Origin of the sequence: Roseomonas aeriglobus (assembly GCA_016937575.1) — a bacterium.
GTDB lineage: Bacteria > Pseudomonadota > Alphaproteobacteria > Sphingomonadales > Sphingomonadaceae > Sphingomonas > Sphingomonas aerigloba.
Genome location: JAFHKN010000002.1, coordinates 872351 through 896628 on the forward strand (window position 1 = coordinate 872351; position 24278 = coordinate 896628).

Genomic DNA, 24278 nt, shown 5'->3' on the forward strand with positions numbered 1-24278 from the left:
TGAGCCGGGCTGTTAGCGGGTTTGCGCGGCGAAACAATGGCGGCGTTGGGCCACCCATCGCTCGATTTGCAAATGGGGCACGGCAGGCATAGCCTGATCGAAGTTCAGGGGGAACGCCACATGATGAAGCTCAGCATTGCCGCAGCCTGTCTGCTCGCGGGCACCGCCGCCGTCACATCTGCAACCGCGCAAACTTCGGCCGCGCCGCCGGCCGCAACAAGCCGGCCCGCGCCCGACACGCCTATGCAGACGCCATCCGGCGCAACCTTCACCGGCCCCGGCGGCTGGACGTCGGCGACGAAGCCGTCACTCATCGAACTGATCGCGCCCGAGGGTGATTACCGGATCGCCATCGTCGATGTTCCCACCGCCGCCGACGCGGCCGCCGCGGTCGCGGCCGCTTGGAAGCTGTGGGCCCCGACACAGACGCGTCCGCCCAAACTCATTACCTCGCGCCCGGCGCGCAACGGGTGGGACGAACGTCAGGCCATCGATTACGAGGTGTCGCCCAACGAGAAGCGCGCGCTGTACGCCATCGCGCTGCGCAAGGGCACGACCTGGACCGTCGGCCTGATCGATGGGGCGGAAGCGACGGCCGAGAAGCGGCTGGCGGCCGTCGGGCTGGTGTCGCAGAGCCTGCGTCCGGCCGGCTATTCCCGGGAGAGCTTTGCCGGGAAGACCGCGCATCCGATGGACGCCGCCCGCATCGCGCAGCTGCGGTCATTCGTCGAAACAGCGATGAAGGATTTGGGCGTGCCCGGTGCGGCGATCGCCATCACGACATCCGAAAAGACGATCTACGCGACCGGGTTGGGCGTGCGATTGCTCGGCGATCCGACGCCCGTCGATGCCGATACCGAATTTGCGGTGGCGAGCAATACCAAGGGCATGGCGACGCTGCTGCTGGCGAAGCTGGTCGACGAAGGCAAGCTCGGCTGGGAGCAGCCGGTGACCCAGGTCTATCCGAGCTTCCGGCTGGGCAGTGCTGCAACGACGTCCAAGGTGCGGATGAAGCATCTGGTCTGCGCCTGCACCGGCCTGCCGCGCAAGGACCTGCAGGTCGTTCTCAATTCCGACCCGAAGACCGCGGGCAAGGACACGTTCGTGCAGCTGGCGGCGACGGAGCCGACCAGCGGCTTCGGCGAGGTGTTTCAATATAATAATCTGATGGCCTCCGCGGCGGGCTATGTCGGCGCGCATCTGGTGTACCCGGCGCTGCCGCTAGACGAGGCGCTCGACCGGGCGATGCGCGAAAAGGTGTGGGCTCCCCTCGGCATGACGCGCACGACGCTGGACTTCGCCAAGGCGACGCAAGGCAATTGGGCGCGACCGCATGCCGCCGACATCACCAACACGCCGGTGCCGGTCCTGGCAGAGGGGATGAAGCTCAATTACGCGTTCACGCGCTACGGCGCGGCGGGCGGCGCGTGGTCGACTGCCAATGACATGGCGCGCTACGCCCGATTCGAGCTGAATCGCGGACGGCTCGACGACGGCAAGCAATATGTCTCGGAAGAGAATCTGCTGCAGCGCCGGGTCGCCAATGTGCCGGTGGGCGAGGACCGCGTGTACGGGATGGGGATGCAGGTCGACCGCGACTATGGCGTCGACGTCGTTCATCACGGCGGCAGCCTGGCAGGCTACAAGACCGATTTCTTCGTGTTCCCCGATGCGAAGATCGGCGCGGTCATCCTGACCAACTCGGACAGCGGTCAGGCGATGCTGCGGCCGTTCATGCGCCGCGTGCTGGAGCTGCTGTACGACGGCAAGCCCGAGGCGGCGAGCGATGTCGCGTCGATCGCGAAACGCTGGGATGCGGAGATCGCGGCGGAACGCAAGCTGGTGTCGGTGACGCCGGATGCGGTCGCGGCGGCGGCGCTCGCGCCGCGCTACAGCAATCCCGAGCTCGGGCCGCTCACCGTCACCCGGCGCGGCGATACGGTGCGCTTCGACTTCCGATCAATCGGTACGCCGATGGGAACGAAGCGCAATGCCGACGGCACGATCAGCTTCATCGGGCTCGACCCGAACAACCTGTTCTTCCCAATGGTCGTGGGCATCAAGGATGGGAAGCGGACCCTGACCGTTCGCGACAGCCAGCACGAGTTCGTGTTCGTCGAAGGCTGAGGCCGTGCAGCCTGCCGCGATCCGGCCGCGGCAGGCGCCAGCCCCTTAGAGGCACGCCTCCAGATAGGCCTGGTCGAAGCCGAACTGCTTGGCCTTGTCGAGCGTGTAGGGGCGCAGGCCCATCGAGCGATATTCGCCGATGATCTTCCCGTCGGCGCTCTCGTCGAGATATTCGAACTTGAACAGCTCCTGGGTGACGATCACCGGGCCTTCCATGCCGATGACTTCGGTGATGTTGGTCACGCGGCGGCTGCCGTCGCGCAGGCGCTTCACCTGGACGATCATATCGACCGAATCGGCGATCTGGCGGCTGATGGCCTCCTTCGGGATCTTGATGTCGCCCATCATGACCATGTTCTCCATACGCCCGAGACACTCGCGCGGGGAGTTGGAGTGGAGCGTACACATCGACCCGTCGTGACCGGTGTTCATCGCGGCGAGCAGGTCGAAACACTCCGACCCACGAATTTCGCCCAGGATGATGCGATCCGGGCGCATACGCAGCGCGTTCTTGACGAGGTCGCGGATGGTGATCTCGCCCTGACCCTCCAGGTTCGGCGGGCGGGTTTCGAGCGGCAGCCAGTGCGGCTGCTGCAGGCGGAGTTCGGCCGCGTCCTCGATCGTCAGCACGCGCTCGCCCGGATCGATCATCTTCGAGAGCGCATTGAGCATCGTCGTCTTGCCCGAGCCGGTGCCGCCCGAGATGACGATGTTGAACCGGCAGGCGCCGGCGATCTTCAGCGCGGTCGCCATCTTCTGCGACATGCTGCCGAACCCGGCCATCATGTCGAGCGTGATCGGCTTGTCGGAGAACTTACGGATCGAGATCGCCGTGCCCTTGAGGCTGAGCGGCGGGACGATGACGTTGACGCGGCTGCCGTCCTTCAGGCGGGCGTCGGCCAGCGGGGTCGTCTGGTCGACGCGGCGGCCGACGGAGTTGCAGATGCGCTGCGCGATCTGGAACAGATGCTCCTCGTCGCGGAACTGGATGTTCGCCAGCTCCAGTTTGCCCTTGCGTTCGACGAAGGTCTGTTCGGGGCCGTTGACCATGATGTCGCTGACCGCGGGGTCGGCGATCAGCTCCTCGAGCGGGCCGAGGCCGAGCAGCTCGTCGACCAGCACCTTTTCCAGCGCGAACTGTTCGCGGCGGTTGAGCGTCAGCTTCAGTTCGGCGAGCACTTCGCCGATGATCGGGCGGAATTCCTCGGCCAGCTCGTCCTTGCTGAGCGTCGCGGCCGCTTCGGGGTCGACGCGTTCGAGCAGGCGGGGAAGGACCTGTTCCTTGATGCGGTGGATCGAGTTCTCGAATCCTTCGCCGCGATTGTTCGCCGCATCGCCGCTGGCGGCCACGCGTTCGGCCAGGCGCGACATCTGGTCGCCCCCGGCGGCACTGGCGGGCGCTGCCGCAAAGGTCGCGAGATCGGATTCGGGTGCGAGACCGGCCAACGGCGCGCTGGCGATCGGCGGGAATTGCTCGCCCCCTTCCGGCTCCACCGGGCGCGGCGGTCCGCTGCTCTGCATGGGCTTCGCCACGCCGAACGCCGGACGTACCCCCGGCCCCCCCGTCATACCGTTGCGTCGACCAAAAGCGCTCATCGAATTCCTCGCACGCACGCGGGGTGCATGTTGCCTCGGGTGAGAGAAGTAGAGCCGAAGGTTTTACAATTGCCTAACCATGGCCGGCGCGCGCGGCGGCTGCGTTGCGCGCACTTGGCACCGACCTGGCCGGCGGGGCTGCACGCCTGTCCGACGGCGCGGCTTTGCCGCGACGGGCCACTTTTCTCAAACGCGAGCCCATGTCATCCTTTTGAACGCAAACCGGGGGAGGCGAAAGCGATGCCCACACTGACACCCTTGTTCGTCGCACTGTTGGCCCAGGCCGCAGCCCAGCCCACGCCTCTCCCCAACTGGCTTGCGGGATGCTGGCAATCGGGCACGACAGCCGAGTGGACCGAGGAATGCTGGACCACCCCCCGCGCGAGGTCGTTGTTCGGCACAAATCGCGCCGGGTCGGGCGACACGCTGACGATGTGGGAGTCGATGCAAATCCTGCCGGACGCGCGGGGCCGGCCGGTGTTCTGGGCCTCGCCGCGCGGCGCGCCGCGGTCGGCGTTCCCAATGGTGTCGTCGACGGCGACGGAGATCGTCTTCGCCAATGCCGCGCACGATTATCCGCAGCGTATTCGCTATTGGCGGGAGGGGGCGGCGTTGAACGCCGAGATCTCGCTCATCGACGGCAGCAAGCCGATGCGATGGCGGTTCGTGCGGTCGGCGGATCGCTGAGCGACCCGCCGCGCGAGGTCAGGCGGTTACGCTTTCCGCCAACACGACCAGACCGACGCCGTTCACTTCTGCGAAACCGCCTTCGATGCGGATCGTCTCGGGCGTGCCGTTCTGGGTCTTGTAGATCGCCAGTTCGCCATCGCGGATGGTCGACATGAAGGGCGCGTGGCCTTCGAGCACGCCGAAGTCACCTTCGGTGCCCGGAACGACGACCATGTACACGTCCTCTGCGCGGACGAGCTTTTCAGGCGTGACGAGTTCGAAGTGGAGCATGTTCTAAACCTTGCTCCCTCTCCCCTTTTGGAGAGAGGGCTGGGGAGAGGGGAAGGGGTCTCACCGAGAGCATCGCTCGCGGATCGGCCCCTCTCCCAACCAGTTCAGGGTGAAAATCACCCCGTGATTTTCAGGTCATGCCGGGGGCATGACCGGCCCTGAACTCCCCTGAAGGGGAGGGGGTTTTTGCTTACGCCTCTTCGGCCAGCTTCTTGCCCTTGGCGACGGCTTCGTCGATGCCACCGACCATGTAGAAGGCGGCTTCCGGCAGGTGATCGTATTCGCCGTCGACAACGGCCTTGAACGACTTCACCGTGTCTTCGATCGACACGAACTTGCCGCTGATGCCGGTGAAGACTTCGGCGACGTGGAACGGCTGGCTGAGGAAGCGCTGGATCTTGCGCGCGCGGGCAACGGTCAGCTTATCCTCTTCCGACAGTTCATCCATGCCCAGGATGGCGATGATGTCCTGCAGCGACTTGTACTTCTGCAGGATCGACTGAACCGCACGCGCCGTGTCGTAATGCTCCTGGCCGACGACGGCCGGGCTCAGCGCGCGGCTGGTCGAATCGAGCGGGTCGACCGCCGGATAGATGCCGAGTTCCGAGATCGCGCGGTTGAGAACGGTCGTCGCGTCCAGGTGAGCGAACGAGGTCGCCGGTGCCGGGTCGGTAAGATCGTCCGCGGGAACGTAGATCGCCTGCACCGAGGTGATCGAACCCTTGTTGGTCGAGGTGATGCGCTCCTGCAGCGCGCCCATGTCGGTCGACAGGGTCGGCTGATAGCCCACCGCCGACGGAATACGGCCGAGCAGTGCCGACACTTCCGAACCCGCCTGGGTGAAGCGGAAGATGTTGTCGACGAAGAACAGCACGTCCTGGCCCTCGACGTCGCGGAAATACTCGGCGATCGTCAGGCCCGACAACGCGACGCGGGCACGCGCGCCCGGCGGCTCGTTCATCTGACCATAGACCAGCGCGACCTTCGAGCCTTCGCTGACCGCATTGCCGTCGGCGTCCTTGGCGATGACGCCCGCGTCGAGGAATTCGTGGTAGAGGTCGTTGCCCTCACGGGTCCGCTCGCCCACGCCCGCGAACACCGACGTGCCGCCGTGACCCTTGGCGATGTTGTTGATCAGTTCCTGGATGAGAACCGTCTTGCCGACGCCGGCGCCGCCGAACAGGCCGATCTTGCCACCCTTCGAATAGGGGGCGAGCAGGTCGATGACCTTGATGCCGGTGACCAGGATGCTGGTTTCGGTCGACTGGTCGACGAAGGCCGGAGCCTGGGCGTGGATCGGGGCGGTCTGTTCCGCACCGACCGGGCCGCGCTCGTCGATCGGCTCTCCGACGACGTTCAGGATGCGCCCCAGCGTCTTCGGGCCGACCGGCACGCGGATCTGCGAGCCGGTGTCGGTCACGGTCTGACCGCGGGTCAGGCCGTCCGTCGAGTCCATCGCGATCGTGCGGACGGTGTTCTCGCCCAGGTGCTGCGCGACTTCGAGGACCAGGCGGGTGCCGTTGTTGTCCGTCTCCAGCGCCGAGAGAATGGCGGGGAGGTTAGCGTCGAACTGCACGTCGACGACGGCGCCGATGACCTGCGAGATGCGGCCGACGTTGTTGGTGGTGCCCTGCGTCGGGCTGTCGATTGCGGCGGTGGCCATGTCTGTTTCCTTGCCCAAAGTCTCTTAATTCAGTTCGATCATCTGCGTGGCGGCAATGGCGCCATCACGATATTCTTCAGCCTTGATCACACCTCGCCAAGCGAAGGCAATGAAGTAGCGAGTTGCGCCCTTTTGCTCTGCCCACGTCCTGGTGCTGGCCTCGATTTCCGAATCGTCGAAATGACCATCGAGTGCCACAATGTCTCGGCGCTGCGGATCAACGAACGTCGGCAGAAAGTCGCCTTCGTTCGCGGCCATGTCGCGCGTTATCGAGACAAATTGGTCGAAGGTCAGACCGTCGTTCACAAAGCTTCTGCGCCGGAGATGATTTCCACCAGCTCGGTCGTGATCGCGGCCTGGCGGGTGCGGTTGTATTCGGTGGTGAGTCGCTTGATGAGGTCGCCCGCGTTGCGGGTCGCGTTGTCCATCGCGGTCATCTTGCTGCCCTGTTCCGACGCCGCATTTTCGCGCAGCGCGCGGAAGATCTGGATGGCGACGTTGCGTGGCAACAGGTCGGCGAGGATCGATTCCTCGTCGGGCTCGTATTCGACCACGGCCATGCCGGTGTCGGCCGCGACCGGTGCCGATGCCTCGATCTTCACCGGCAGGATCTGCTGCTCGGTCGGCTCCTGCGTCAGCACCGACTTGAAGGTTGCGTAGAACAGGTGCGCGACATCGAACTCGCCGGCTTCGAACCGGCGGATCAGGTCGTCGGCATAGCCCTTCGCATCCGCAAAGGTCAGCTTGCCGAGATCGCCGGGCTCGATGCCGTGGACCATCGACCCGCGATACAGGCGGTTCAGCACCGCGCGGCCCTTGCGACCGATGGTGTAGAACTTCACCGTCTTGCCCTGCGCGATCAGCTTGTCGGCTTCACGCCGCGCCAGGCGGGCGATGTTGGTGTTGAACGCGCCCGCCAGGCCGCGGTCGCTGGTCGCGACCACGAACAGGTGGACCTGGTCCTTGCCGGTGCCCGCGATCAGCGGCGACGCGCCTTCGTTCTTCGACGCGAGGCTCGCGACGACGCGTTCCAGCGTCTGCGCATAGGGACGACCGGCCTCCGCCGCTTCCTGCGCACGGCGCAGCTTCGCGGCGGCGACCATCTTCATCGCCTTGGTGATCTTCTGGGTCGACTTGACCGAGTTGATCCGGATCTTGAGGGCCTTGAGACTAGCCATCGTTCTCTTTCATGTGCTCCCGCGACGGCGGGAGCCCAGGGTAACCAAGCGAACCGCGTGCGGCTCTAGGCTCCCGCTTTCGCGGGAGCACCGGAGGCTTTACGCAAACGTCTTCGCGAACGCGTCGAGCGCAGCCTTCAGGCCGGCCTTTGCCTCGTCACCCAAGTCCTTGGTTTCGCGGATCTTGGTCAGTACGTCGGCGTGGTTCGCGCGCATGTCGGCGAGCATGGCGGCTTCGTAGCGCACCACGTCCTGCACCGGCACGCTGTCGAGATAGCCCTGCGTACCCGCGAAGATCGACACCGTCTGCTCTTCGAAGGGCAGCGGCGAGAACTGGGCCTGCTTCAGCAGCTCGGTCAGACGCGCACCGCGATTCAGCAGCTTCTGGGTCGACGCGTCGAGGTCCGAGCCGAACTGCGCGAACGCCGCCATTTCGCGGTACTGCGCCAGCTCCAGCTTGATCGAGCCCGACACCTTCTTCATCGCCTTGGTCTGCGCGGCCGAGCCGACGCGGCTGACCGACAGGCCGACGTTGATCGCGGGGCGGATACCGGCGTTGAACAGGTCGGTTTCGAGGAAGATCTGGCCGTCGGTGATCGAGATCACGTTCGTCGGAATATAGGCCGACACGTCGCCTGCCTGCGTCTCGATGATCGGCAGCGCGGTCAGCGAACCACCGCCGTTGGCGTCCGACATCTTCGCCGCACGCTCGAGCAGGCGGCTGTGAAGGTAGAACACGTCGCCCGGATAGGCTTCACGGCCCGGCGGGCGGCGCAGAAGCAGCGACATCTGGCGATAGGCGACGGCCTGCTTCGACAGATCGTCGAACACGATCAGCGCGTGCATACCGTTGTCACGGAAATACTCGCCCATCGCGGTGCCGGTGTAGGGCGCCAGGAACTGCATCGGCGCCGGTTCCGACGCGGTCGCGGCGACGACGATCGAATATTCCATCGCGCCGTTTTCTTCGAGCATGCGCACCAGCTGTGCGACGGTCGAGCGCTTCTGGCCGACCGCGACGTAGACGCAGTACAGCTTCTTCGATTCGTCCGAGCCCTGGTTGACGCTCTTCTGGTTGATGAAGGTGTCGATCGCGACGGCCGACTTGCCGGTCTGGCGGTCGCCGATGATCAGCTCGCGCTGGCCGCGGCCGACGGGGACCAGCGCGTCGATCGCCTTCAGGCCCGACTGCATCGGCTCCGACACGCCCTGACGCGGGATGATGCCCGGCGCCTTCACTTCGACGCGGCTGCGCTTTTCGGCGACGATCGGGCCCTTGCCGTCGATCGGGTTGCCGAGACCATCGACCACGCGGCCGAGCAGGCCCTTGCCGACCGGCACGTCGACGATCGTGCCGGTGCGCTTGACGGTGTCGCCTTCGCGGATTTCGGCGTCCGAGCCGAAGATCACGACGCCGACATTGTCGGCTTCCAGGTTGAGCGCCATGCCCTGCACGCCGTTGGCGAATTCGACCATCTCGCCCGCCTGGACGTTGTCGAGGCCATGGATGCGGGCGATGCCGTCACCGACGCTCAGCACCTGGCCGGTCTCGCTGACCGTGGCTTCGGTGCCGAAATTGGCGATCTGGTCCTTGATGACCTTCGAGATTTCTGCGGCGCGGATATCCATTGTCGTGCCTTAGCCTTTCATCGCGTGCGCGAGGGTGTTCAAACGGGTCTTGATCGAGCTGTCGATCATCTGGCTGCCGATCTTCACGACCAGTCCGCCCAGGAGCGAGGGGTCGACGCTCAGGTCGACGGAAACGTCGCGGCCGACGCGGGTGCGCAGGGCCTGCTTCAGGTCGGCGACCTGGCCATCGGTCAGCGGGTGGGCCGAGGTGACCTCCGCCGTCGTCTCACCGCGATGACGCGCGGCGAGCGCGCGATAGGCGCGGATGATCGCCGGCAGTTCGCGCAGACGGCGGTTCTCCGCCAGCACGCCCAGGAACTTGGTCGTCGTGGGGTCGAGGCCGAGCGTCGCGGCGACGGCGGCGATCGCCTTGCCGGCTGCCCCGCGGGCGATGATCGGGTTCGTCGTCAGCGCGGCAAAGTCGGCTGACTCGGCCAGCGCCTGCTTGACGGTGCCGAGGCTCGCCTCGACCGCATCGATCTGCTTGCCGCTTTCGGCGAGCTCGAACAGCGCAGTCGCGTAGCGCCCGCTGAGGCTTGCCTGAATACCGCCGGTGCTTTCCACGCGCGCGTCGTTCCTTACGTCGGACAGAATGTGATTGCCCCTGCACGAGAGAGGGCCGGCAAACGCGGCCCCATGTGTCGGGTCGCGGCGCGCCTAGCACCGGCATGCCTTTGGTGCAACCGGGAACCGGCATTTGGTTGACTAGGAAACCGCTTTTGCGCGATTAAGCGGGGGTGACCCAGATCAGTACCCTCGATTCCCATCTCGGCTTCTGGCTGCGGCAGGTCTCCAATCATGTATCGCATCGCTTTGCCGCGCGACTGGCGGAACAGGGCGTGACGCCGGCCGAATGGGTGCTGCTGCGGATGCTGCATGACGCGGGCGCGGTGCCGCCCAGCGCGCTTGCCGAGCGGCTTGGCTTTACCCGCGGCGCGATCACCAAGCTGGTCGACCGGTTGCGCGCCAAGCGCTTGGTCGTGCGCGCCGGGGCGGGCGGCGCCGACCGGCGGTATCAGACGATCGCGCTGACCGGGGCGGGCGCGGTGCTCGTCCCGAAGCTGGCGGCGATCGCCGATGCCAATGATGCGGAGACGTTCGGGCACCTGACCGCCGCAGAGCGCACCACGCTCGATCGGCTGCTGCGTGCACTGGTCGACCGCGCGCGAATCGGCGCGATTCCCGTGGAGTGACGGAGGTGAGAATGGACGTAGAGGCATTGGCGGCAGCCGAGCGCTGCACGGCGGGCTCGGATGCCGGCACGATGGCCTTCCCGGAAGTCATCGCTGCGATGATCGCAAGCGGTCTCGAGCGGTATCACGCCGATCTGGTGCGGGCCGAGAAGATTTGGTTTCTGCCCGATGGTCGTTCGCAGACGCTGACCTGCGACCCGCTGATTGTCCCTCCGGCCATGCCCTTCGACGCCGCTGGCGTGGCGGCAGCCGTGCGAGACGCGCAGGCGGGGGCGATCAATTACCACGGCTTTTGTGCGGCGATCGCTACGGCGGGGTGCGTCGGCTATCTCGTGTCCATCCCCGGACGCCGGGTCGTCTATTATGGGCGGACCGCCGAAACGCATGTCGAGCTGTTCCCGGATTGAGGTCACCCGGACCGTGCAGCCCCGATTAATCTGACGAATGGGATCAGGTCGTTGCGGCAGGGTAATGGACCGTGCCGTGTGGGAGGCGGACGATGCGGGGATGGGCGGCACTAGCAGCGATGATGATTTTGGCACCGGCGGCGCAGGCCGAAGAGGTCGATCTGGTCGGCACCTTCCCGGCGGGTAGCCCCGATGTCGCGATGCTGCGATCGATCGCAGTCGGCGGCTTTGCCGGGCGCGGCGGCGGCGACGTGTCGATGGCTCTCGAGCGGGCGCTGGCCAAGCCGGGAATCGACGGTCTCGTCCACTTCGTCGTGCGCAGCGATCCGAACGAGGCCGAGGGGGTCGTGACCGGCGGTGTGTCGACCGACGTCTGGTCCGAGGACTTCGTTCGCACGAACGAAAAGTGCGTCGAGCGCGACGAGCGCAAGAAATGCGTGCGCAAGGAGAAGATCCGCATCAACTGCGTCCGCCGCTTCGTCCGGATGACGGTGGAGGCGCGGGTGATCGACGATCGGGACCGGCGGATTCTGTGGGCCGGCGCGCCCGAGCGGACGACGCAGACCGAGTGGTGCGAGGGCGATGTCTCGCCCGAAAGCGTGGCGACCGTCGTCGAGCAGCTGTCCCGCGACATCGCGAGCGAGTTGCGTCGCATCTTCGCGCCGACCGTGCGGACCTATTCGGTCCGGTTTCGCGAGAAAACGAAGGGGCTTTCCCGCATCCAGACCGCGCAGTTCAAGGGGCTCGTGCGTCAGTCTCAACACGACCTGCCGCTTGCGTGCGAGGGCTGGTCGGGACTGGAGGGTGAGGCGCCGAATCATATCGCGACGGTGTTCGACTTGGGCGTCTGTGCGGAGGCGGCGGGCGATCTGGAGGGCGCGCTGGCCCGGTACGATCGGGCGTCGCAACTGCTCGGCCCGCATAATGAAGCGGAAGATGACGCACGCCGCGTCCGCGGGCTAATCGCGGCGCGGGAACTGGCGCGGCGGCGGGGCGCGTAAAGGGCTTTCCCTTGCGAGGTCGACCGGCCTAGCATCGGGCGTTTCTATGGGGGAGCTAGCATGACCGACATCGACCGCCGTGGCGTTCTCGCAGGTCTGGGCATGGCCGCCGGTATCGCCGCCGCACCTGCGGCTGCCGCCCAGGTCGTCCGGGCGAGAACCTCTCGCGATGCGCAGCTCGACGCGCTGTTGATGCGCCAATTCCGTGCCGGACTGTCGCGCGATCCGACGATGGCGACGAACCTTGGGCTCGATACCGGCGTGCGGGCGGAACTGCGGTCACGATTTCCGGACTGGTCGGTGCGGGGGCGCGCGGCGAGCCGGGCGCAGACCGATCGCGACCTCGCCGCACTGCGGGCGTTCGGTCGCGCCGGCCTCGGCGACGTCGCACAAGTGTCGTATGATAGTGCGATCTTTTCCCTGGAGGCGGATCAGCGCGTCGGCCGCTTCGCCTATCATAGTGGCGGCTTCGGGCACCGGCCAGGACCCTATGGCGTGACCCAGCTCGGCGGCTTCTACACCGGGGTCGCCAGCTTCCTCGATCAGCAGCATCCGGTGAAGACCCGCGCCGACGCCGACGCTTATCTGGCGCGGTTGGCGGAAGTGCCGCGACTGTTCGACGATGACACCGCCATCGTCCGGGCCAATGCCGCAATGGGCGTGGTGGCGCCGCGCTTCATACTCGACCAGGCGCTCGCGCAGTTGAAGCGGCTGCACGATGGGGATCCGGCGACGACGACGATGGTCGCGTCGATCGCGCGGCGTAGCGCGGCGATCGGCCTGACCGGCTATGGCGAGCGGGCACAGGCGCTGTTCGCAGGGCCGATCCGGGCGGCATTGGCGCGGCAGATGGCGGCGCTGTCCGAACTGCTGCCGCGGTCGGAGCAGGCCGCGGGCGTGGCGCGGCTACCGCAGGGCGAGGCCTATTATGCCGCGACGCTGCGCTATCACACGACCACGGGCATGTCGGCGGCGGATATCCATACGCTCGGTCGCGAGCGCGTGGCGGACCTGACCGCGCAGATCGACGCGCTGCTCAAGGCGCAAGGCTATACGAAGGGCACGTTGGTCGCGCGATTGAACGCGCTTGCCGCATCGCCGGGGCAGCGCTTCGCCAATACCGATGCGGGGCGGCAGGAGTTGCTCGCCTATCTCAACGGTCGACTCGACGCGATCAAGCCGCGGCTGCCGCGCATGTTCAGCCGGATGCCGACACTGCCGTACGAGATTCGCCGCGTGCCGCCCGAGATCGAGATCGGGGCGCCTGGCGGTTCGGCGCAGCGGGGCCTTGCCGACGGGTCGCGGCCGGGAATCTTCTTCATCAACCTGCGCGATACCGCCGAATGGCCGCGCTACACGTTGCCGACGCTGGCGTATCACGAAGGCGCGCCGGGGCATCTGTTCGAAGGGGCGCTGAGCCTGCAGAACGGCGCCCTGCCGATCTATCGCCAGGTCGGACAGGCGACCGCTTATTCGGAAGGCTGGGGGCTCTACGCCGAACAGGTCGCCGACGAACTCGGCATGTACGACGACGATCCGCTGGGCAAGATCGGGTATCTGGCGTCCTACGCCTTCCGCGCGTCGCGGTTGGTGATCGACACCGGCCTTCACGCGATGGGGTGGAGTCGCGAACAGGCTATTCGTTACATGGTCGAGAATTCGTCGCAGTCGGAAAGCGCGTCGCGGACGGAGGTCGACCGCTACATCGTCTATCCGGGACAGGCATGCGCATACATGGTCGGCCAGGTCGCGATCTCGCGCCTGCGCCGCGACGTGGAAGGTCGCCGCGGCTACGACATCAAGCGGTTCCACGATCTGGTGCTCGATACCGGCCGCGTGCCGCTCGCGGTGCTCGAGCGGCGGGTGCGGGGGGCGTTCCCGGCCTGACACTAAACGTCCGCCCTGAGCCTGTCGAAGGACAGTACCCCGACAGGCTCAGCACGAACGGAAGGTGGCGTTACCGCCCGCGGCCACCGCCGCTGCCGCCGCCGGCAGCGCTACGCTGGCCACCACCGCGATTGCCGCCGGGACGACCGCCGCCGGCGGGCTTCGCGGCGAACTTCTTCTTGCCCGGGAAGAAACGACGCGGTTCGCCGTCGCTCGATGCAACGCCCTGCGAGCGTCCGCCGCGACCGCCGCCCTGCTGGGCGCGGCCGTTGCGACCATTCTGTTCGTCGCGGCTCATCGGCACGGGCTTCCGCGACTTCACGATCGCTTCGGCTTCGGCCAGGAAATTGTCCGGCAGTGAGCGGACGGGCACCTTCTGGCGCGTCAACTTCTCGATGTCGCGCAGGTACGGCCGTTCGTCATCGGCGCAGAAGCTGATGGCGATGCCGTCGGCGCCCGCACGCGCGGTGCGGCCGATGCGGTGGACATACTGTTCCGGTACGTTCGGCAGCTCGAAGTTGAAGACGTGGCTGACGCCCGACACGTCGATGCCGCGCGCGGCGATGTCGGTGGCGACCAGGATCGGCACTTCGCCCGAACGGAACAGACCCAGCGCGCGCTCGCGCTGCGGTTGCGACTTGTTGCCGTGGATCGCGTTCGACGCGATGTCATTGGCGGCCAGCAGCTTCACGACGCGGTCGGCGCCGTGCTTGGTGCGGGTGAAGATCAGCGCGCGGTCGATCTTGAGGCTGCGCAGTGCCATCGTCAGCAGCGCCTGCTTCTCGGACTGGTTGACGAAGATCACCTGCTGCTCGACGCGCTCGGCGGTGGTCGAGACCGGGGTGACCTTCACCTCGACCGGGTCCTTGATGAACTGGTTCGACAGGTCGCGGATCGCAGCCGGCATGGTGGCCGAGAAGAACAGCGACTGACGCTGACGCGGCAGGATCTTCACGACCCGCTTCAGTGCATGGATGAAGCCCAGGTCCATCATCTGGTCGGCTTCGTCGAGCACGAAGATCTCGACCGCCGACAGGCTCAGATGGCCTTCGTCGATCAGGTCGAGCAGGCGGCCCGGCGTCGCGACCAGGATGTCGCAGCCCTTCGACAGGTCGATCTTGTTCTTGTGCACCGACGTGCCGCCGAAGACGGTGACGACGCTCAATTTCGCGAACTTCGAATAGCCGCGGGCATTGTCCGCGATCTGCGCGGCGAGTTCGCGGGTCGGCGCAAGCACCAGCATGCGGCACTGGCGCGGCAGGGCGCGCTTGCCGCTGGCGACCAGGTGGTCGATCGACGGCAGCGTGAACGCCGCGGTCTTGCCAGTGCCGGTCTGCGCGATGCCGAGCAGGTCGCGGCCCTGCAACAGCGCGGGGATCGCCTGCGCCTGGATCGGGGTGGGGGTTTCATAGCCCTTGGCGGCAAGGGCGTCGGTGACGGGCTTCGACAGCCCGAGTTCGGTGAATTTCATGTGGTCTGGACTCGGAATTGGAGTCGGCGCGCGGTCCACCCGAAACGGGGACGCGTGTGCGACGGGCCTTCAAAAAGGCGACCCGCGTGACAGGGGAAGCTTGGGTGAAGCGAAGTCCGGGCCGGGGAGGCAGATGCCGTCCGATCACGCAGCCATTGGAGGGCCTCGCTGATCGGCTAGCTATATTGTGCAGTGCGGAAAGTCAAGGTTCAGACAGGGACACCGTAAAACGCCGACGCTGCACCGGAAAACAGGCGGTCGAGGTCGACGGGCCCGACGAGATCGATCGTGGCCCGCACCCAGTCGCGATAGGCATCGCCGGTATCGACCAGCACCGGCCAGTCGCTGCCCCACATCAGCCGGTCGCCGAAGCTGGTGACGAGGTGCGACACGTAAGGGGCGAGGGCGGCAGCGGGTTGTTCCGGCGCCTGTTCGGTGCGCAGGCCCGACAGCTTGCACCAGACGTTGGGCAGCGTCGCGAGCGCAGCGATCCCGTCGCGCCATGGATCGAGCGTGCCGGTCGCGGCGTGAGGCTTGGCGGCGTGATCGATGACGATCGGAAGGTCAGGCCACCGCGTCGCGAAGGCATGGAGCACGCCCAGGTGGCGCGGCTGGATCAGCGCGTCGAAGCGCAGGCCGTGGACGATCATCGCCTCGATAGCGGGTTCGAGCGCGGGGGCCATGATCCAGTCGGTGTCCGCTATGCTCTGCAGCATCGGGCGCAGGCCCTTCAGCGCCGGCTGCGCGGCGAGCGACGCAATCCGCTGCGGCGCGCCGGGCGCAGCGAGGTCCGTCCAACCGACGACACCGCGGACCAGCGGGTCGTCGATCGCCAGCAGCCAGTCGGTATCGCGGTCGTCGGCCTGCGACTGGACCAATATGCCGCCGGCGACGTCGAGCCCCGCTGTCTCGAGGCGGAGATCGTCGGCGGTGAAATCGCGGTGGAGGCGGGGCAGGTCGGGCCCAGGCCAGCTCCGGCCCGGGCCGTCGATCCGCCAGAGGTGGAAATGCGCGTCGAGGATGCGCACCCGACTTAGCCTGCGTGGTCGACCAGGATCGACCGGTCGATCGCCTCGATCCGGTTCACGCCGGTCAGCGTCATCGCGACGATCATTTCCTTGCGGATCAGGTCGAGCAGCTTGGCGACGCCTGCCTCGCCCTCGGCGGCCAGCGCATAGACCCAGGCGCGCCCCAACAGCACGCCCTTCGCGCCCAGCGCCAGCATCCGAACGACGTCGAGGCCACTGCGCACGCCGCCGTCGACCAGCACGGTCAAATCGTCGCCCACCGCATCGGCGATCGCGGGAAGGGCGCGGGCGCTCGACAGCACGCCGTCCAGCTGGCGCCCGCCGTGGTTCGACACGACGATTCCGTCGGCACCGATCCGCGCGGCTTCGCGGGCGTCTTCGGGGTCGAGGATGCCCTTGATGATCAGCGGGCCGTCCCACAGCTCGCGAATCCAGTCGAGGTCGCGCCACTGGATCGTCGGGTCGAAGTTGGTGCCGAGCCAGCCCATATAGTCGTTCAGGCCGCTGTTCTTGCCCAGCACCGGCAGCAAATTGCCCAGCAGATGCGGGCGGCCGAACAGGCCCACGTCCCAAGCCCAGCGCGGATGGGTCATCGCCTGGAGGACACGGCGGATCGGGGCGTTCGGCCCCGACATGCCCGAATGCGCGTCACGATAGCGCGCACCCGGCACCGGCATGTCGACGGTGAACACCAGAGCCTCCGCCCCGCTTGCCTTCGCCCGTGCGATCAGGTCGCGCATGAAGGCGCGGTCGCGGATGACGTAGAGCTGGAACCAGAAGGGATCGGCGACCTGTGATACCTGTTCGATCGAGCAGATCGACACGGTCGATAGGCACGTCGGGATGCCCGCCTTCGCCGCCGCGCGCGCCGCCTGCATCTCGCCGCGCCGCGCGTACATGCCGCTGATGCCGACGGGGCCGAGCGCGACCGGCAACGCCATCTCGCGGCCGAACAATGTCGTCTTCAGGTCAATCGTCGCGACGTCGCGCAGCACGCGCTGACGCAGCGCGATGTCGGACAGGTCGTCGACGTTGCGCCGCAACGTCGCCTCGGCATAGGCGCCGCCGTCGGCATAATCGAACAGGAAACGCGGCAGGCGACGGCGCGCGGCTTCGCGGAAATCGCTGGCGGACGAGATGATCATTCCCGCCGCTTACTGAGGTCAGCCGCCGAATGCCAGCGTAGGCAATCCGCGACAGCCCGGGTCGACCTCGAACAGCGCCCCGGCGTGTTCTTCGTGCTCCATGCCGTCCGCGGCGGAGGTCACGAACATCCGGTCGAGGTCCGGCCCGGCGAACGCCATCCGCGTGATCTGCGATGCGGGCAGGGGGATGTAGCGCATCTCCTTGCCGTCCGGGTCGAAGCGCGTCACGCGCCCGCCGCCCCAGCGGGCGACCCACAGGCAGCCATCGGCGTCGAGCGTCATGCCGTCCGGGTGCCCGGTCGCATTGTCGATCGTAATGTGCACGCTCCGCGGCCCCAGCGACCCGTCGTCGTTGATGGCGAAGCGAAAGATCGTGTCGAGTGCGGTGTCGGTGTGGAACAGCCAGCGACCATCGGGCGAAATCGCCGGGCCATTGGCGATGGTATAGGGCGCATCGACCTTCACCCAGCTGCGATCGGCATTAAGCCGGTAGAAGGCACCGGTCGCGCCCTCGCACGACACCGGCATGGTCCCGGCCCAGATGCGGCCTAACGGATCGGCGGCGGCATCGTTCATACGGTTGTCGGGCAGGTCGGGTTCGGGATCGGCGATCCGCGCCACCTGCGCCGTCCCGCCGCCGTCCGGCAGAATCAGGTCGTGGAACCCGCTTTGCAGCCCGGCGATGAAGCCGTCGTCGTTCGCCCGTTCGATCAGCCAGCCCGTCCGCTCAGGGCTATCCCAGCGGGTGACGGATCCATCCGCCAGCGACAGCCGGCGGATGGCGAGGCCCAGGATATCGACCCAGTAGACGGCGTTGTCGCGCGCCGACCAGGTGACGCCTTCGCCCAGGATCGACCGGCCGCTGCCGGCGACGACGACGGCGTCGGTCATTCCGCAGGGCTTACGGTCTGGTCGGGCAGCGCATGGGTCGGCTTGGCGCCCCACACGGCGTAGAACAGGATGTAGAGCTCGCACACCACCGTCAGCAGGAACGAGGTCTGCAGGCCGTAGCGATCGGCCAGCCAACCCTGCACGACGACCAGCGCACCGCCGGCGATCGCCATGATCAGCAGGCCCGATCCTTCCTCGGTCAGCGGGCCGAGGCCGCGGATGCCGAGCGAGAAGATCGTCGGGAACATGATCGAATGGAACAGGCCGACCAGGATCAGCGACCACATCGCCGCCGGGCCCGTCAGGAAGGTCGCGCCGAGCATCACGACGAACGCGCCGATCGAGAAGGCGGCGAGCACCTTCTCCGCCGGGATCTTCTGCATCAGCAGCGAACCCACGAAGCGGCCGATCATCATCCCACCCCACAGCAGCGATAGATAGCGCGAGGCTTGCTCGTGCGTGATCGCGGCGATGTCAGGCTGCGATACGAAGTTGATGAACAGGTTGGCGACGCCGATTTCCGCGATCAGATAGATGAAGATCGCCGGGACCCCGAATACCAGGTTGCGGTGCTTCCACAGCGACAGCTGCGCCCGCTCCGCCTTCGACACGCGCTGGGTCGACTGGCCGATCGCGGGCAGCGGAAAACGGGCAATGACGACTGCCAGCACGACGAGCACGATCGCGACCAGGACATAGGGCAGGATCACCGACTGCGCGTCGGCCAGCCGTTCGGCCTGCGTCAGCACGCGGTCGGTGGTGGTCCCGCCGACCGACCGGCCGAGGATCAGATAGCCCGCGAAGAGCGGCGCCAGCGTCGTGCCGAGCGAATTGAACGCCTGCACGAGGTTGAGGCGCGACGATCCGGTCTCCGGCGGGCCGATGACGGTGACGTACGGGTTGGCCGCGACCTGGAGCAGCGTGATGCCGCTGGCGATGACGAACAGCATGACGAGCGTCACGCCGTACGACGGCAGGCTCGCCGCCAGCGTCATCCCGAGCGCGCCGACTGCCATCACGACCAGGCCGACGACCAGCGACTTCTGGTACCCGATCCGCTCGATCAGCTTGGCCGACGGGATCGACGCGACGAAATAGGCGATGAACCACACGCTCTCGATCAGCGTCGTCTGCGTGTAGTTCAGGTCGAACACGCTGCGCAGGTGCGGCAGCAGCGTGTTGTTGATGACGGTGATGAAGCCCCACATGAAGAAGAGGCTGGCCAGCAGCGTGAGTGCCGAGCGATAGCTCTGCCCCGCGCCGCCCCCTGTCGCGGCGGTCGTCGCCGATCCGCCCGGTGCCATTGCCATTCGTCATCCCTCCCAGCTTGCTATACGCTTATTTGTCTGAGTATATGCGGGTCGAGGCCGGGTCAAGCCGGTGAGAGGGGAGAGCGACGCATGCGGGCAATCTGGAGCATCCTGATGGTGACGGCGGCAATCGGTTCGGTGCCGGCGATGGCGGCGACGGCGAAGCGGACGAGCTTCGGCACGCTGAAGAATGGCACGGCGATCGAGGCGGTGACGCTGACCGGCGCGAACGGCGTCTCGGCGCGAATCATCACCTATGGCGCGACGTTGCAGGCGCTCAATGCTCCCGATCGCACCGGCAAGGTCGCCGACATCACCCTCGGTTACGATACGATCGCGGCCTATGAGGCGAAGACGAATTATTTCGGCGTGACGGTCGGGCGCTATGCCAACCGAATCGCCGGCGGTCGCTTCACGATCGATGGCAAGGCCTATCAGCTGCCCAAGAACAACGGCGAGAATTCTCTGCACGGCGGTGAAAAAGGGTTCGACCAGATGGTCTGGCGGATCACCGACATGAAGCAGTCGGGTCCGGTCGCAAGCGTCACGCTGGCGCTGACCAGCCCCGATGGCGACCAGGGCTATCCCGGCAAGCTCGACGTGACGGTGACCTATTCGCTCGACGACAAGGGCGCGCTGACGATCGATTTCGGTGCCGCCAGCGATCAGCCCACGATCGTCAACATGACGAATCACGCGATCTTCAACCTGGCGGGCGAAGGCGCCGGTCCGGGCATCTACGGCCACCGTCTGACGATCCCGGCCAAGCGCTATCTGCCCGTCGACGCCAATCTGATCCCGACCGGCGAGCTGAAGCCGGTCGCGGGCACCGTGTTCGACTTCACCCGCGGCCGCTCGCTCAGCGACGGCATCCGCGACGGCCGCGATCCGCAGATCGTCGCCGGTCGCGGCTGGGATCACAATTGGGTGCTCGACAAGGGGGCGACTGCAACGCCGCAGCTCGCCGCGCGCGCCGAGGATCCGGCATCGGGCCGCGTGCTCGAAGTGCTGACGACCGAGCCGGGCGTGCAATTCTATTCGGGCAACTTCCTCGACGGGACGCTCGTCGGCAAGCAGGGGCATGTCTATCGCATGGGCGACGGCCTCGCGCTCGAACCGCAGAAGTTCCCGGACACGCCCAACCAGCCGAAGTTCGGCTCGGCCCGTGTCGATCCGGGCAAACCCTATCACCACCGCATGATCTACCGCGTCTCCGTGGCGCGCTGAGGAAATATTTCATGACCGACGCCCCGAAGCTGCGCAGCCGCGCGTGGTTCGACAATCCCGACAACATCGACATGACCGCGCTCTATCTCGAGCGCTACCTGAACTACGGCCTCAGCCTGGAGGAATTGCAGTCGGGCAAGCCGATCATCGGCATCGCCCAGACCGGGAGCGACCTGTCGCCCTGCAACCGGCACCATCTGGTGCTGGCGGAGCGGGTGCGCGAGGGCATTCGGGAAGCCGGCGGCATTGCGATCGAATTTCCGGTCCATCCGATCCAGGAAACCGGCAAGCGTCCGACCGCGGGGCTCGACCGTAATCTGGCCTATCTTGGGCTGGTCGAGGCGCTGTACGGCTACCCCCTCGATGGTGTCGTCCTGACGATCGGGTGCGACAAGACGACCCCGGCGTGCCTGATGGCGGCGGCGACCGTGAACATCCCGGCGATCGCGCTGTCGGTGGGCCCGATGCTGAACGGCTGGCACAAGGGCGAGCGCACGGGCAGCGGCACGATCGTGTGGAAGGCGCGCCAGATGCTGGCCGCGGGCGAGATCGACGATGCGGAGTTCATCCGCCTGGTCGCATCGTCGGCGCCGTCGACCGGCTATTGCAACACGATGGGCACCGCGACGACGATGAATTCGCTCGCCGAGGCGCTCGGCATGTCGCTGCCCGGGTCCGCCGCAATCCCGGCGCCCTATCGCGATCGCCAGGAATCGGCGTGGCGTACGGGCAAGCGGATCGTCGAAATGGTCGCGGAGGATCTGAAGCCTTCCGACATCCTGACGCGCGACGCATTCCACAACGCGATCCGGGTCAATTCGGCGATCGGTGGATCGACGAACGCGCCGATCCACCTGGCCGCCATCGCCCGCCACATCGGCGTCGACCTGCCGGTGACGGATTGGGAAGAGCAGGGGCATAAGGTGCCGTTGCTGGTGAACCTGCAGCCGGCCGGCGAATATCTGGGTGAGGACTATTACCGCGCGGGCGGCGTCCCTGCGGTCGTCAACCAGCTGATGGAGCAGGGCCTGATCCATGAGCAGGCACTGACCGTCAACGGCCGCTCGATCGGCGACAACTGCCGCGGCGTGGCGATCGAGGATGAAAAGGTCATCCGGCCGTTCGACCAGCCGCTGAAGGAAGACGCCGGCTTCATCGTGCTGAAGGGCAATCTGTTCGACAGCGCCGTGATGAAGACCAGCGTGATCTCGGAGGAATTCCGCGCGCGCTATCTGTCGAATCCGGACTCGCCCAACGCGTTCGAAGGTCCGGCGGTCGTGTTCGACGGGCCCGAGGACTATCATCACCGCATCGACGACCCTGCGACCGGTATCACGCCCGAGACGTTGCTGTTCATGCGCGGCGCCGGCCCGATCGGCTACCCGGGCGCAGCGGAGGTCGTGAACATGCGACCGCCGGCGCATCTGATCACCGAGGGCGTCCATTCGCTGCCGTGCATCGGTGACGGTCGCCAGTCGGGGACTAGCGGGTCGCCCTCGATCCTGAATGCCAGCCCCGAGGCCGCGGCCATGGGTGGCCTGGCGCTGCTGCGCACCGGCGACCGCGTGCGGATCGACCTGAACACCGGCCAAGCCGACGTTCTGATCCCTGACGAGGAATTGGCCGAGCGTCGCCGCGCGTTGCAGGCAAACGGGGGCTATGCCTATCCGGCCTCGCAGACCCCGTGGCAGGAAATCCAGCGCGCCGTCGTCGGCCAGATGGGCAGCGGCGCGATCCTGGAAGGCGCGGAGAAGTATCAGCGGATCGCCCAGACCAAGGGCCTGCCGCGCGATAACCACTGATCTTTGAATTCCTCCCCTGCAAGGGGAGGGGGACCGCCGCGCAGCGGTGGTGGAGGGGTGTCCCGCTTTCCGGATAGGGTGACACCCCTCCGTCAGGCCTGCGGCCCGCCACCTCCCCTTGCAGGGGAGGACGGTCTTCCATGTTGCATCCCTGCCGCATAGCGCCGATGGGGCGGCCATGAGCGAACACGGCAAAGGCCTGTGGCTGGCGGTTGCCGCCTATATCCTGTGGGGCGGGCTGCCGCTGTTCTTCAAGCTGCTGCACGCGGTGCCACCGCTCCAGATCCTGGCGCACCGCGTTGTCTGGTCGCTCGGCCTACTTCTGCTCGCGATCGTGGTGCTGCGGCGGGGAAAGGCGATCCGCGCCGCCGCGCGCGGACGGACGCTGGTTTTGCTCGGCTGCAGCGCGGTGCTCATCGCGATCAATTGGCTGACCTATATCTGGTCGGTCAGCCACGCGCATGTGATCGAGGCGAGCCTTGGCTATTTCATCAATCCGCTGGTCAACGTCGCATTGGGCGTCGCGCTGCTGGGGGAGCGGGTCGGGCGGATGCAATGGGCCGCGATCGCGATCGCCGCGCTCGGCGTTCTCGTCATGGCGGTCGCGGGCGGCGGGTCGGTGTGGATCTCGCTCGTCCTCGCCTTCAGTTTTGGCTTCTACGGCTATGTCCGAAAGATCGCCGCCATCGATCCGCTCGGCGGGCTGACGGTCGAAACGCTGCTGCTCGTCGCCCCCGCGCTCGCCGTGCTGGGAATGGCGCAGGCCCATGGCACCGCGGCGTTCGGGCACGATCTGCGGCTCGACCTGATGCTGATCGCCGCCGGGGCGATCACCGCGGCGCCGTTGCTGCTGTATGCCGCGGCGGCCAAGCGGTTGAAATATACGACTCTGGGACTGCTTCAGTATATCGCGCCGACGCTGCAGCTCCTGCAGGCGATCCTGCTCTTCGGCGAGCCGCTGCGCGCCTATCATATCGCGGCGTTCGGGCTGATCTGGGCCGGCTGCGCGCTCTACGCGCTGGCGGGATGGCGGGCGGCGCAGACGACCTAATCGCGCTCCGGCACGCCCATATCGACCAGTGCGAGGTGCAGCAGCGCACCCATGGCAGCGTGGGCGGCGTCGGCATTTCCGTCCACGATCGCATCGCGTACGGCGACGTGGTCGGGCAGCGGATCGCGCGGTTGCGCGCGTTTGCGAAATTTGAACCGGGTCGTCCAGCGTACGGCCGCGCCGACCGTGCTGGCGAGTGCCGCCAGCGGCTCGTTACGCGCCGCGGCCAGGATCGCGCGGTGGAAGCGCTGGTCCGCGGCCTGGCCTTCGGCGATCGCAAGGCCGTGGCGCGCCATTTCGGCAAGTGCGGCGTCCATCTCGATGATGTCGGCCTCGGTTCGGCGTCGCGCGGCAAAGGCCGACGCGGCCGGTTCGATCACGGCCCGCAGTTCGAACAGATCGTGGACGAAATCGACATCGGGTTCGCCTTCGAACGCCCAGGCCAGGACGTCGGGATCGAGCAGGTTCCATCGCGCGCGCGCGGTGACACGGGTTCCTGCCTTGGGGCGGCTTTCGACCAGACCCTTGGCGGCCAGGATGCGGATCGCCTCGCGGTACGCAGTGCGCGAGATGCCCAGCGCCTCGCTCGTTTCGATCTCGCCGCCCAGGATGCTGCCGGGGGGGCGCCTCCCGCCGACGATCTCGATCCCAAGATCGCGAGCGATCGTCCCGTGAATGCGCGGCGCTGGCCCCCGATCCTCGTCCATATCTG

At 66.8% G+C, this 24278-nt stretch carries 22 protein-coding genes; 9 read left to right on the plus strand and 13 right to left on the minus strand.

The annotated features are described in order from the left end of the window. Positions 1–120 precede the first annotated feature (120 nt). Positions 121–2127 (plus strand): beta-lactamase family protein, encoded by a 2007-nt coding sequence (locus JW805_04685; protein ID MBN2971310.1) that lies wholly within the window; start codon positions 121–123, stop codon positions 2125–2127. 45 nt (positions 2128–2172) lie between these two features. Here the strand turns inward: JW805_04685 and JW805_04690 are convergent, their stop codons facing one another. Further along, the gene (locus tag JW805_04690) at positions 2173–3498 is read right to left on the minus strand and encodes a CpaF family protein (protein ID MBN2971311.1); all 1326 of its coding nucleotides are present in this window, start codon (positions 3496–3498) and stop codon (positions 2173–2175) included. A gap of 465 nt (positions 3499–3963) precedes the next feature. Between JW805_04690 and JW805_04695 the strand changes: the two genes are divergently transcribed. After that, on the plus strand, positions 3964–4410 hold the full coding sequence (locus JW805_04695) for a hypothetical protein (GenBank protein MBN2971312.1): 447 nt from the start codon (positions 3964–3966) through the stop codon (positions 4408–4410). Positions 4411–4428: 18 nt separating this feature from the next. On the opposite strand, the gene JW805_04700 is transcribed toward JW805_04695, so the two are convergent. The 6 genes from JW805_04700 to JW805_04725 form a co-directional block, all read right to left on the minus strand. Next, positions 4429–4683 (minus strand): ATP synthase F1 subunit epsilon, encoded by a 255-nt coding sequence (locus JW805_04700; GenBank protein ID MBN2971313.1) that lies wholly within the window; start codon positions 4681–4683, stop codon positions 4429–4431. 190 nt (positions 4684–4873) lie between these two features. Then, the gene (atpD, locus tag JW805_04705) at positions 4874–6346 is read right to left on the minus strand and encodes a F0F1 ATP synthase subunit beta (protein MBN2971314.1); all 1473 of its coding nucleotides are present in this window, start codon (positions 6344–6346) and stop codon (positions 4874–4876) included. A gap of 24 nt (positions 6347–6370) precedes the next feature. After that, positions 6371–6652 carry a hypothetical protein gene (locus tag JW805_04710; GenBank protein MBN2971315.1) on the minus strand — a complete coding sequence of 94 codons (282 nt, stop codon included), beginning with the start codon at positions 6650–6652 and terminating at the stop codon, positions 6371–6373. After that, entirely contained in the window at positions 6649–7524 is an 876-nt protein-coding gene (locus tag JW805_04715; protein ID MBN2971316.1) for a F0F1 ATP synthase subunit gamma, read from the minus strand. Before JW805_04715 ends, JW805_04710 begins: the two co-directional genes overlap by 4 nt. Before the next feature lie 99 nt (positions 7525–7623). Beyond that, on the minus strand, positions 7624–9153 hold the full coding sequence (locus tag JW805_04720) for a F0F1 ATP synthase subunit alpha (protein MBN2971317.1): 1530 nt from the start codon (positions 9151–9153) through the stop codon (positions 7624–7626). Between the two features lie 9 nt (positions 9154–9162). After that, entirely contained in the window at positions 9163–9717 is a 555-nt protein-coding gene (locus JW805_04725; protein ID MBN2971318.1) for a F0F1 ATP synthase subunit delta, read from the minus strand. A 173-nt stretch (positions 9718–9890) separates the two neighbouring features. Between JW805_04725 and JW805_04730 the strand changes: the two genes are divergently transcribed. The 4 genes from JW805_04730 to JW805_04745 all read left to right on the plus strand — a co-directional run bounded on the left by JW805_04730 (position 9891) and on the right by JW805_04745 (position 13641). Further along, positions 9891–10346, plus strand: a complete 456-nt coding sequence (locus JW805_04730; GenBank protein ID MBN2971319.1) for a MarR family transcriptional regulator — start codon at positions 9891–9893, stop codon at positions 10344–10346. Between the two features lie 11 nt (positions 10347–10357). After that, positions 10358–10753 (plus strand): DUF1398 family protein, encoded by a 396-nt coding sequence (locus JW805_04735; GenBank protein MBN2971320.1) that lies wholly within the window; start codon positions 10358–10360, stop codon positions 10751–10753. A 92-nt stretch (positions 10754–10845) separates the two neighbouring features. Then, a complete protein-coding gene (locus JW805_04740) occupies positions 10846–11754 on the plus strand; it encodes a hypothetical protein (protein ID MBN2971321.1) in 909 nt (302 codons plus the stop codon). A 60-nt stretch (positions 11755–11814) separates the two neighbouring features. Next, complete coding sequence (locus tag JW805_04745; GenBank protein MBN2971322.1) at positions 11815–13641, plus strand: DUF885 family protein; 1827 nt, start codon at positions 11815–11817, stop codon at positions 13639–13641. 70 nt (positions 13642–13711) lie between these two features. On the opposite strand, the gene JW805_04750 is transcribed toward JW805_04745, so the two are convergent. The 5 genes from JW805_04750 to JW805_04770 all read right to left on the minus strand — a co-directional run bounded on the left by JW805_04750 (position 13712) and on the right by JW805_04770 (position 19486). Continuing rightward, complete coding sequence (locus JW805_04750) at positions 13712–15112, minus strand: DEAD/DEAH box helicase (GenBank protein ID MBN2971323.1); 1401 nt, start codon at positions 15110–15112, stop codon at positions 13712–13714. Between the two features lie 209 nt (positions 15113–15321). After that, positions 15322–16140 (minus strand): amidohydrolase family protein, encoded by an 819-nt coding sequence (locus JW805_04755; GenBank protein MBN2971324.1) that lies wholly within the window; start codon positions 16138–16140, stop codon positions 15322–15324. Positions 16141–16145: 5 nt separating this feature from the next. Further along, positions 16146–17285 (minus strand): FMN-dependent L-lactate dehydrogenase LldD, encoded by a 1140-nt coding sequence (lldD, locus tag JW805_04760; GenBank protein MBN2971325.1) that lies wholly within the window; start codon positions 17283–17285, stop codon positions 16146–16148. Positions 17286–17303: 18 nt separating this feature from the next. Beyond that, entirely contained in the window at positions 17304–18176 is an 873-nt protein-coding gene (locus JW805_04765; GenBank protein ID MBN2971326.1) for an SMP-30/gluconolactonase/LRE family protein, read from the minus strand. Beyond that, entirely contained in the window at positions 18173–19486 is a 1314-nt protein-coding gene (locus tag JW805_04770) for a sugar MFS transporter (GenBank protein MBN2971327.1), read from the minus strand. The genes JW805_04765 and JW805_04770 overlap by 4 nt, the downstream gene beginning before the upstream one ends. Before the next feature lie 90 nt (positions 19487–19576). On the opposite strand from JW805_04770, the gene JW805_04775 reads away from it, so the two are divergent. From JW805_04775 to rarD, 3 genes are all read left to right on the plus strand, one after another. Beyond that, positions 19577–20713: a galactose mutarotase gene (locus tag JW805_04775; protein MBN2971328.1), complete on the plus strand. Its 1137-nt coding sequence runs from the start codon at positions 19577–19579 to the stop codon at positions 20711–20713. An 11-nt stretch (positions 20714–20724) separates the two neighbouring features. Then, a complete protein-coding gene (locus tag JW805_04780) occupies positions 20725–22515 on the plus strand; it encodes a dihydroxy-acid dehydratase family protein (protein MBN2971329.1) in 1791 nt (596 codons plus the stop codon). A gap of 178 nt (positions 22516–22693) precedes the next feature. Continuing rightward, complete coding sequence (rarD, locus tag JW805_04785; protein ID MBN2971330.1) at positions 22694–23566, plus strand: EamA family transporter RarD; 873 nt, start codon at positions 22694–22696, stop codon at positions 23564–23566. On the opposite strand, the gene JW805_04790 is transcribed toward rarD, so the two are convergent. After that, the gene (locus JW805_04790) at positions 23563–24273 is read right to left on the minus strand and encodes a FadR family transcriptional regulator (GenBank protein ID MBN2971331.1); all 711 of its coding nucleotides are present in this window, start codon (positions 24271–24273) and stop codon (positions 23563–23565) included. The genes rarD and JW805_04790 overlap by 4 nt on opposite strands. Between the last annotated feature and the right edge of the window lie 5 nt (positions 24274–24278).

What these genes read in the sequence shown, in the direction of transcription:
- JW805_04685 (MBN2971310.1), top strand. Translation starts at nt 121, where the DNA reads ATGATGAAGCTCAGCATTGCCGCAGCCTGTCTGCTCGCGGGCACCGCC.
- JW805_04690 (MBN2971311.1), bottom strand. Translation starts at nt 3,498, where the DNA reads ATGTCGCGCCTGGCCGAACGCGTGGCCGCCAGCGGCGATGCGGCGAAC.
- JW805_04695 (MBN2971312.1), top strand. Translation starts at nt 3,964, where the DNA reads ATGCCCACACTGACACCCTTGTTCGTCGCACTGTTGGCCCAGGCCGCA.
- JW805_04700 (MBN2971313.1), bottom strand. Translation starts at nt 4,683, where the DNA reads ATGCTCCACTTCGAACTCGTCACGCCTGAAAAGCTCGTCCGCGCAGAG.
- atpD (MBN2971314.1), bottom strand. Translation starts at nt 6,346, where the DNA reads ATGGCCACCGCCGCAATCGACAGCCCGACGCAGGGCACCACCAACAAC.
- JW805_04715 (MBN2971316.1), bottom strand. Translation starts at nt 7,524, where the DNA reads ATGGCTAGTCTCAAGGCCCTCAAGATCCGGATCAACTCGGTCAAGTCG.
- JW805_04720 (MBN2971317.1), bottom strand. Translation starts at nt 9,153, where the DNA reads ATGGATATCCGCGCCGCAGAAATCTCGAAGGTCATCAAGGACCAGATC.
- JW805_04735 (MBN2971320.1), top strand. Translation starts at nt 10,358, where the DNA reads ATGGACGTAGAGGCATTGGCGGCAGCCGAGCGCTGCACGGCGGGCTCG.
- JW805_04740 (MBN2971321.1), top strand. Translation starts at nt 10,846, where the DNA reads ATGCGGGGATGGGCGGCACTAGCAGCGATGATGATTTTGGCACCGGCG.
- JW805_04745 (MBN2971322.1), top strand. Translation starts at nt 11,815, where the DNA reads ATGACCGACATCGACCGCCGTGGCGTTCTCGCAGGTCTGGGCATGGCC.
- JW805_04750 (MBN2971323.1), bottom strand. Translation starts at nt 15,112, where the DNA reads ATGAAATTCACCGAACTCGGGCTGTCGAAGCCCGTCACCGACGCCCTT.
- lldD (MBN2971325.1), bottom strand. Translation starts at nt 17,285, where the DNA reads ATGATCATCTCGTCCGCCAGCGATTTCCGCGAAGCCGCGCGCCGTCGC.
- JW805_04765 (MBN2971326.1), bottom strand. Translation starts at nt 18,176, where the DNA reads ATGACCGACGCCGTCGTCGTCGCCGGCAGCGGCCGGTCGATCCTGGGC.
- JW805_04770 (MBN2971327.1), bottom strand. Translation starts at nt 19,486, where the DNA reads ATGGCAATGGCACCGGGCGGATCGGCGACGACCGCCGCGACAGGGGGC.
- JW805_04775 (MBN2971328.1), top strand. Translation starts at nt 19,577, where the DNA reads ATGCGGGCAATCTGGAGCATCCTGATGGTGACGGCGGCAATCGGTTCG.
- JW805_04780 (MBN2971329.1), top strand. Translation starts at nt 20,725, where the DNA reads ATGACCGACGCCCCGAAGCTGCGCAGCCGCGCGTGGTTCGACAATCCC.
- rarD (MBN2971330.1), top strand. Translation starts at nt 22,694, where the DNA reads ATGAGCGAACACGGCAAAGGCCTGTGGCTGGCGGTTGCCGCCTATATC.
- JW805_04790 (MBN2971331.1), bottom strand. Translation starts at nt 24,273, where the DNA reads ATGGACGAGGATCGGGGGCCAGCGCCGCGCATTCACGGGACGATCGCT.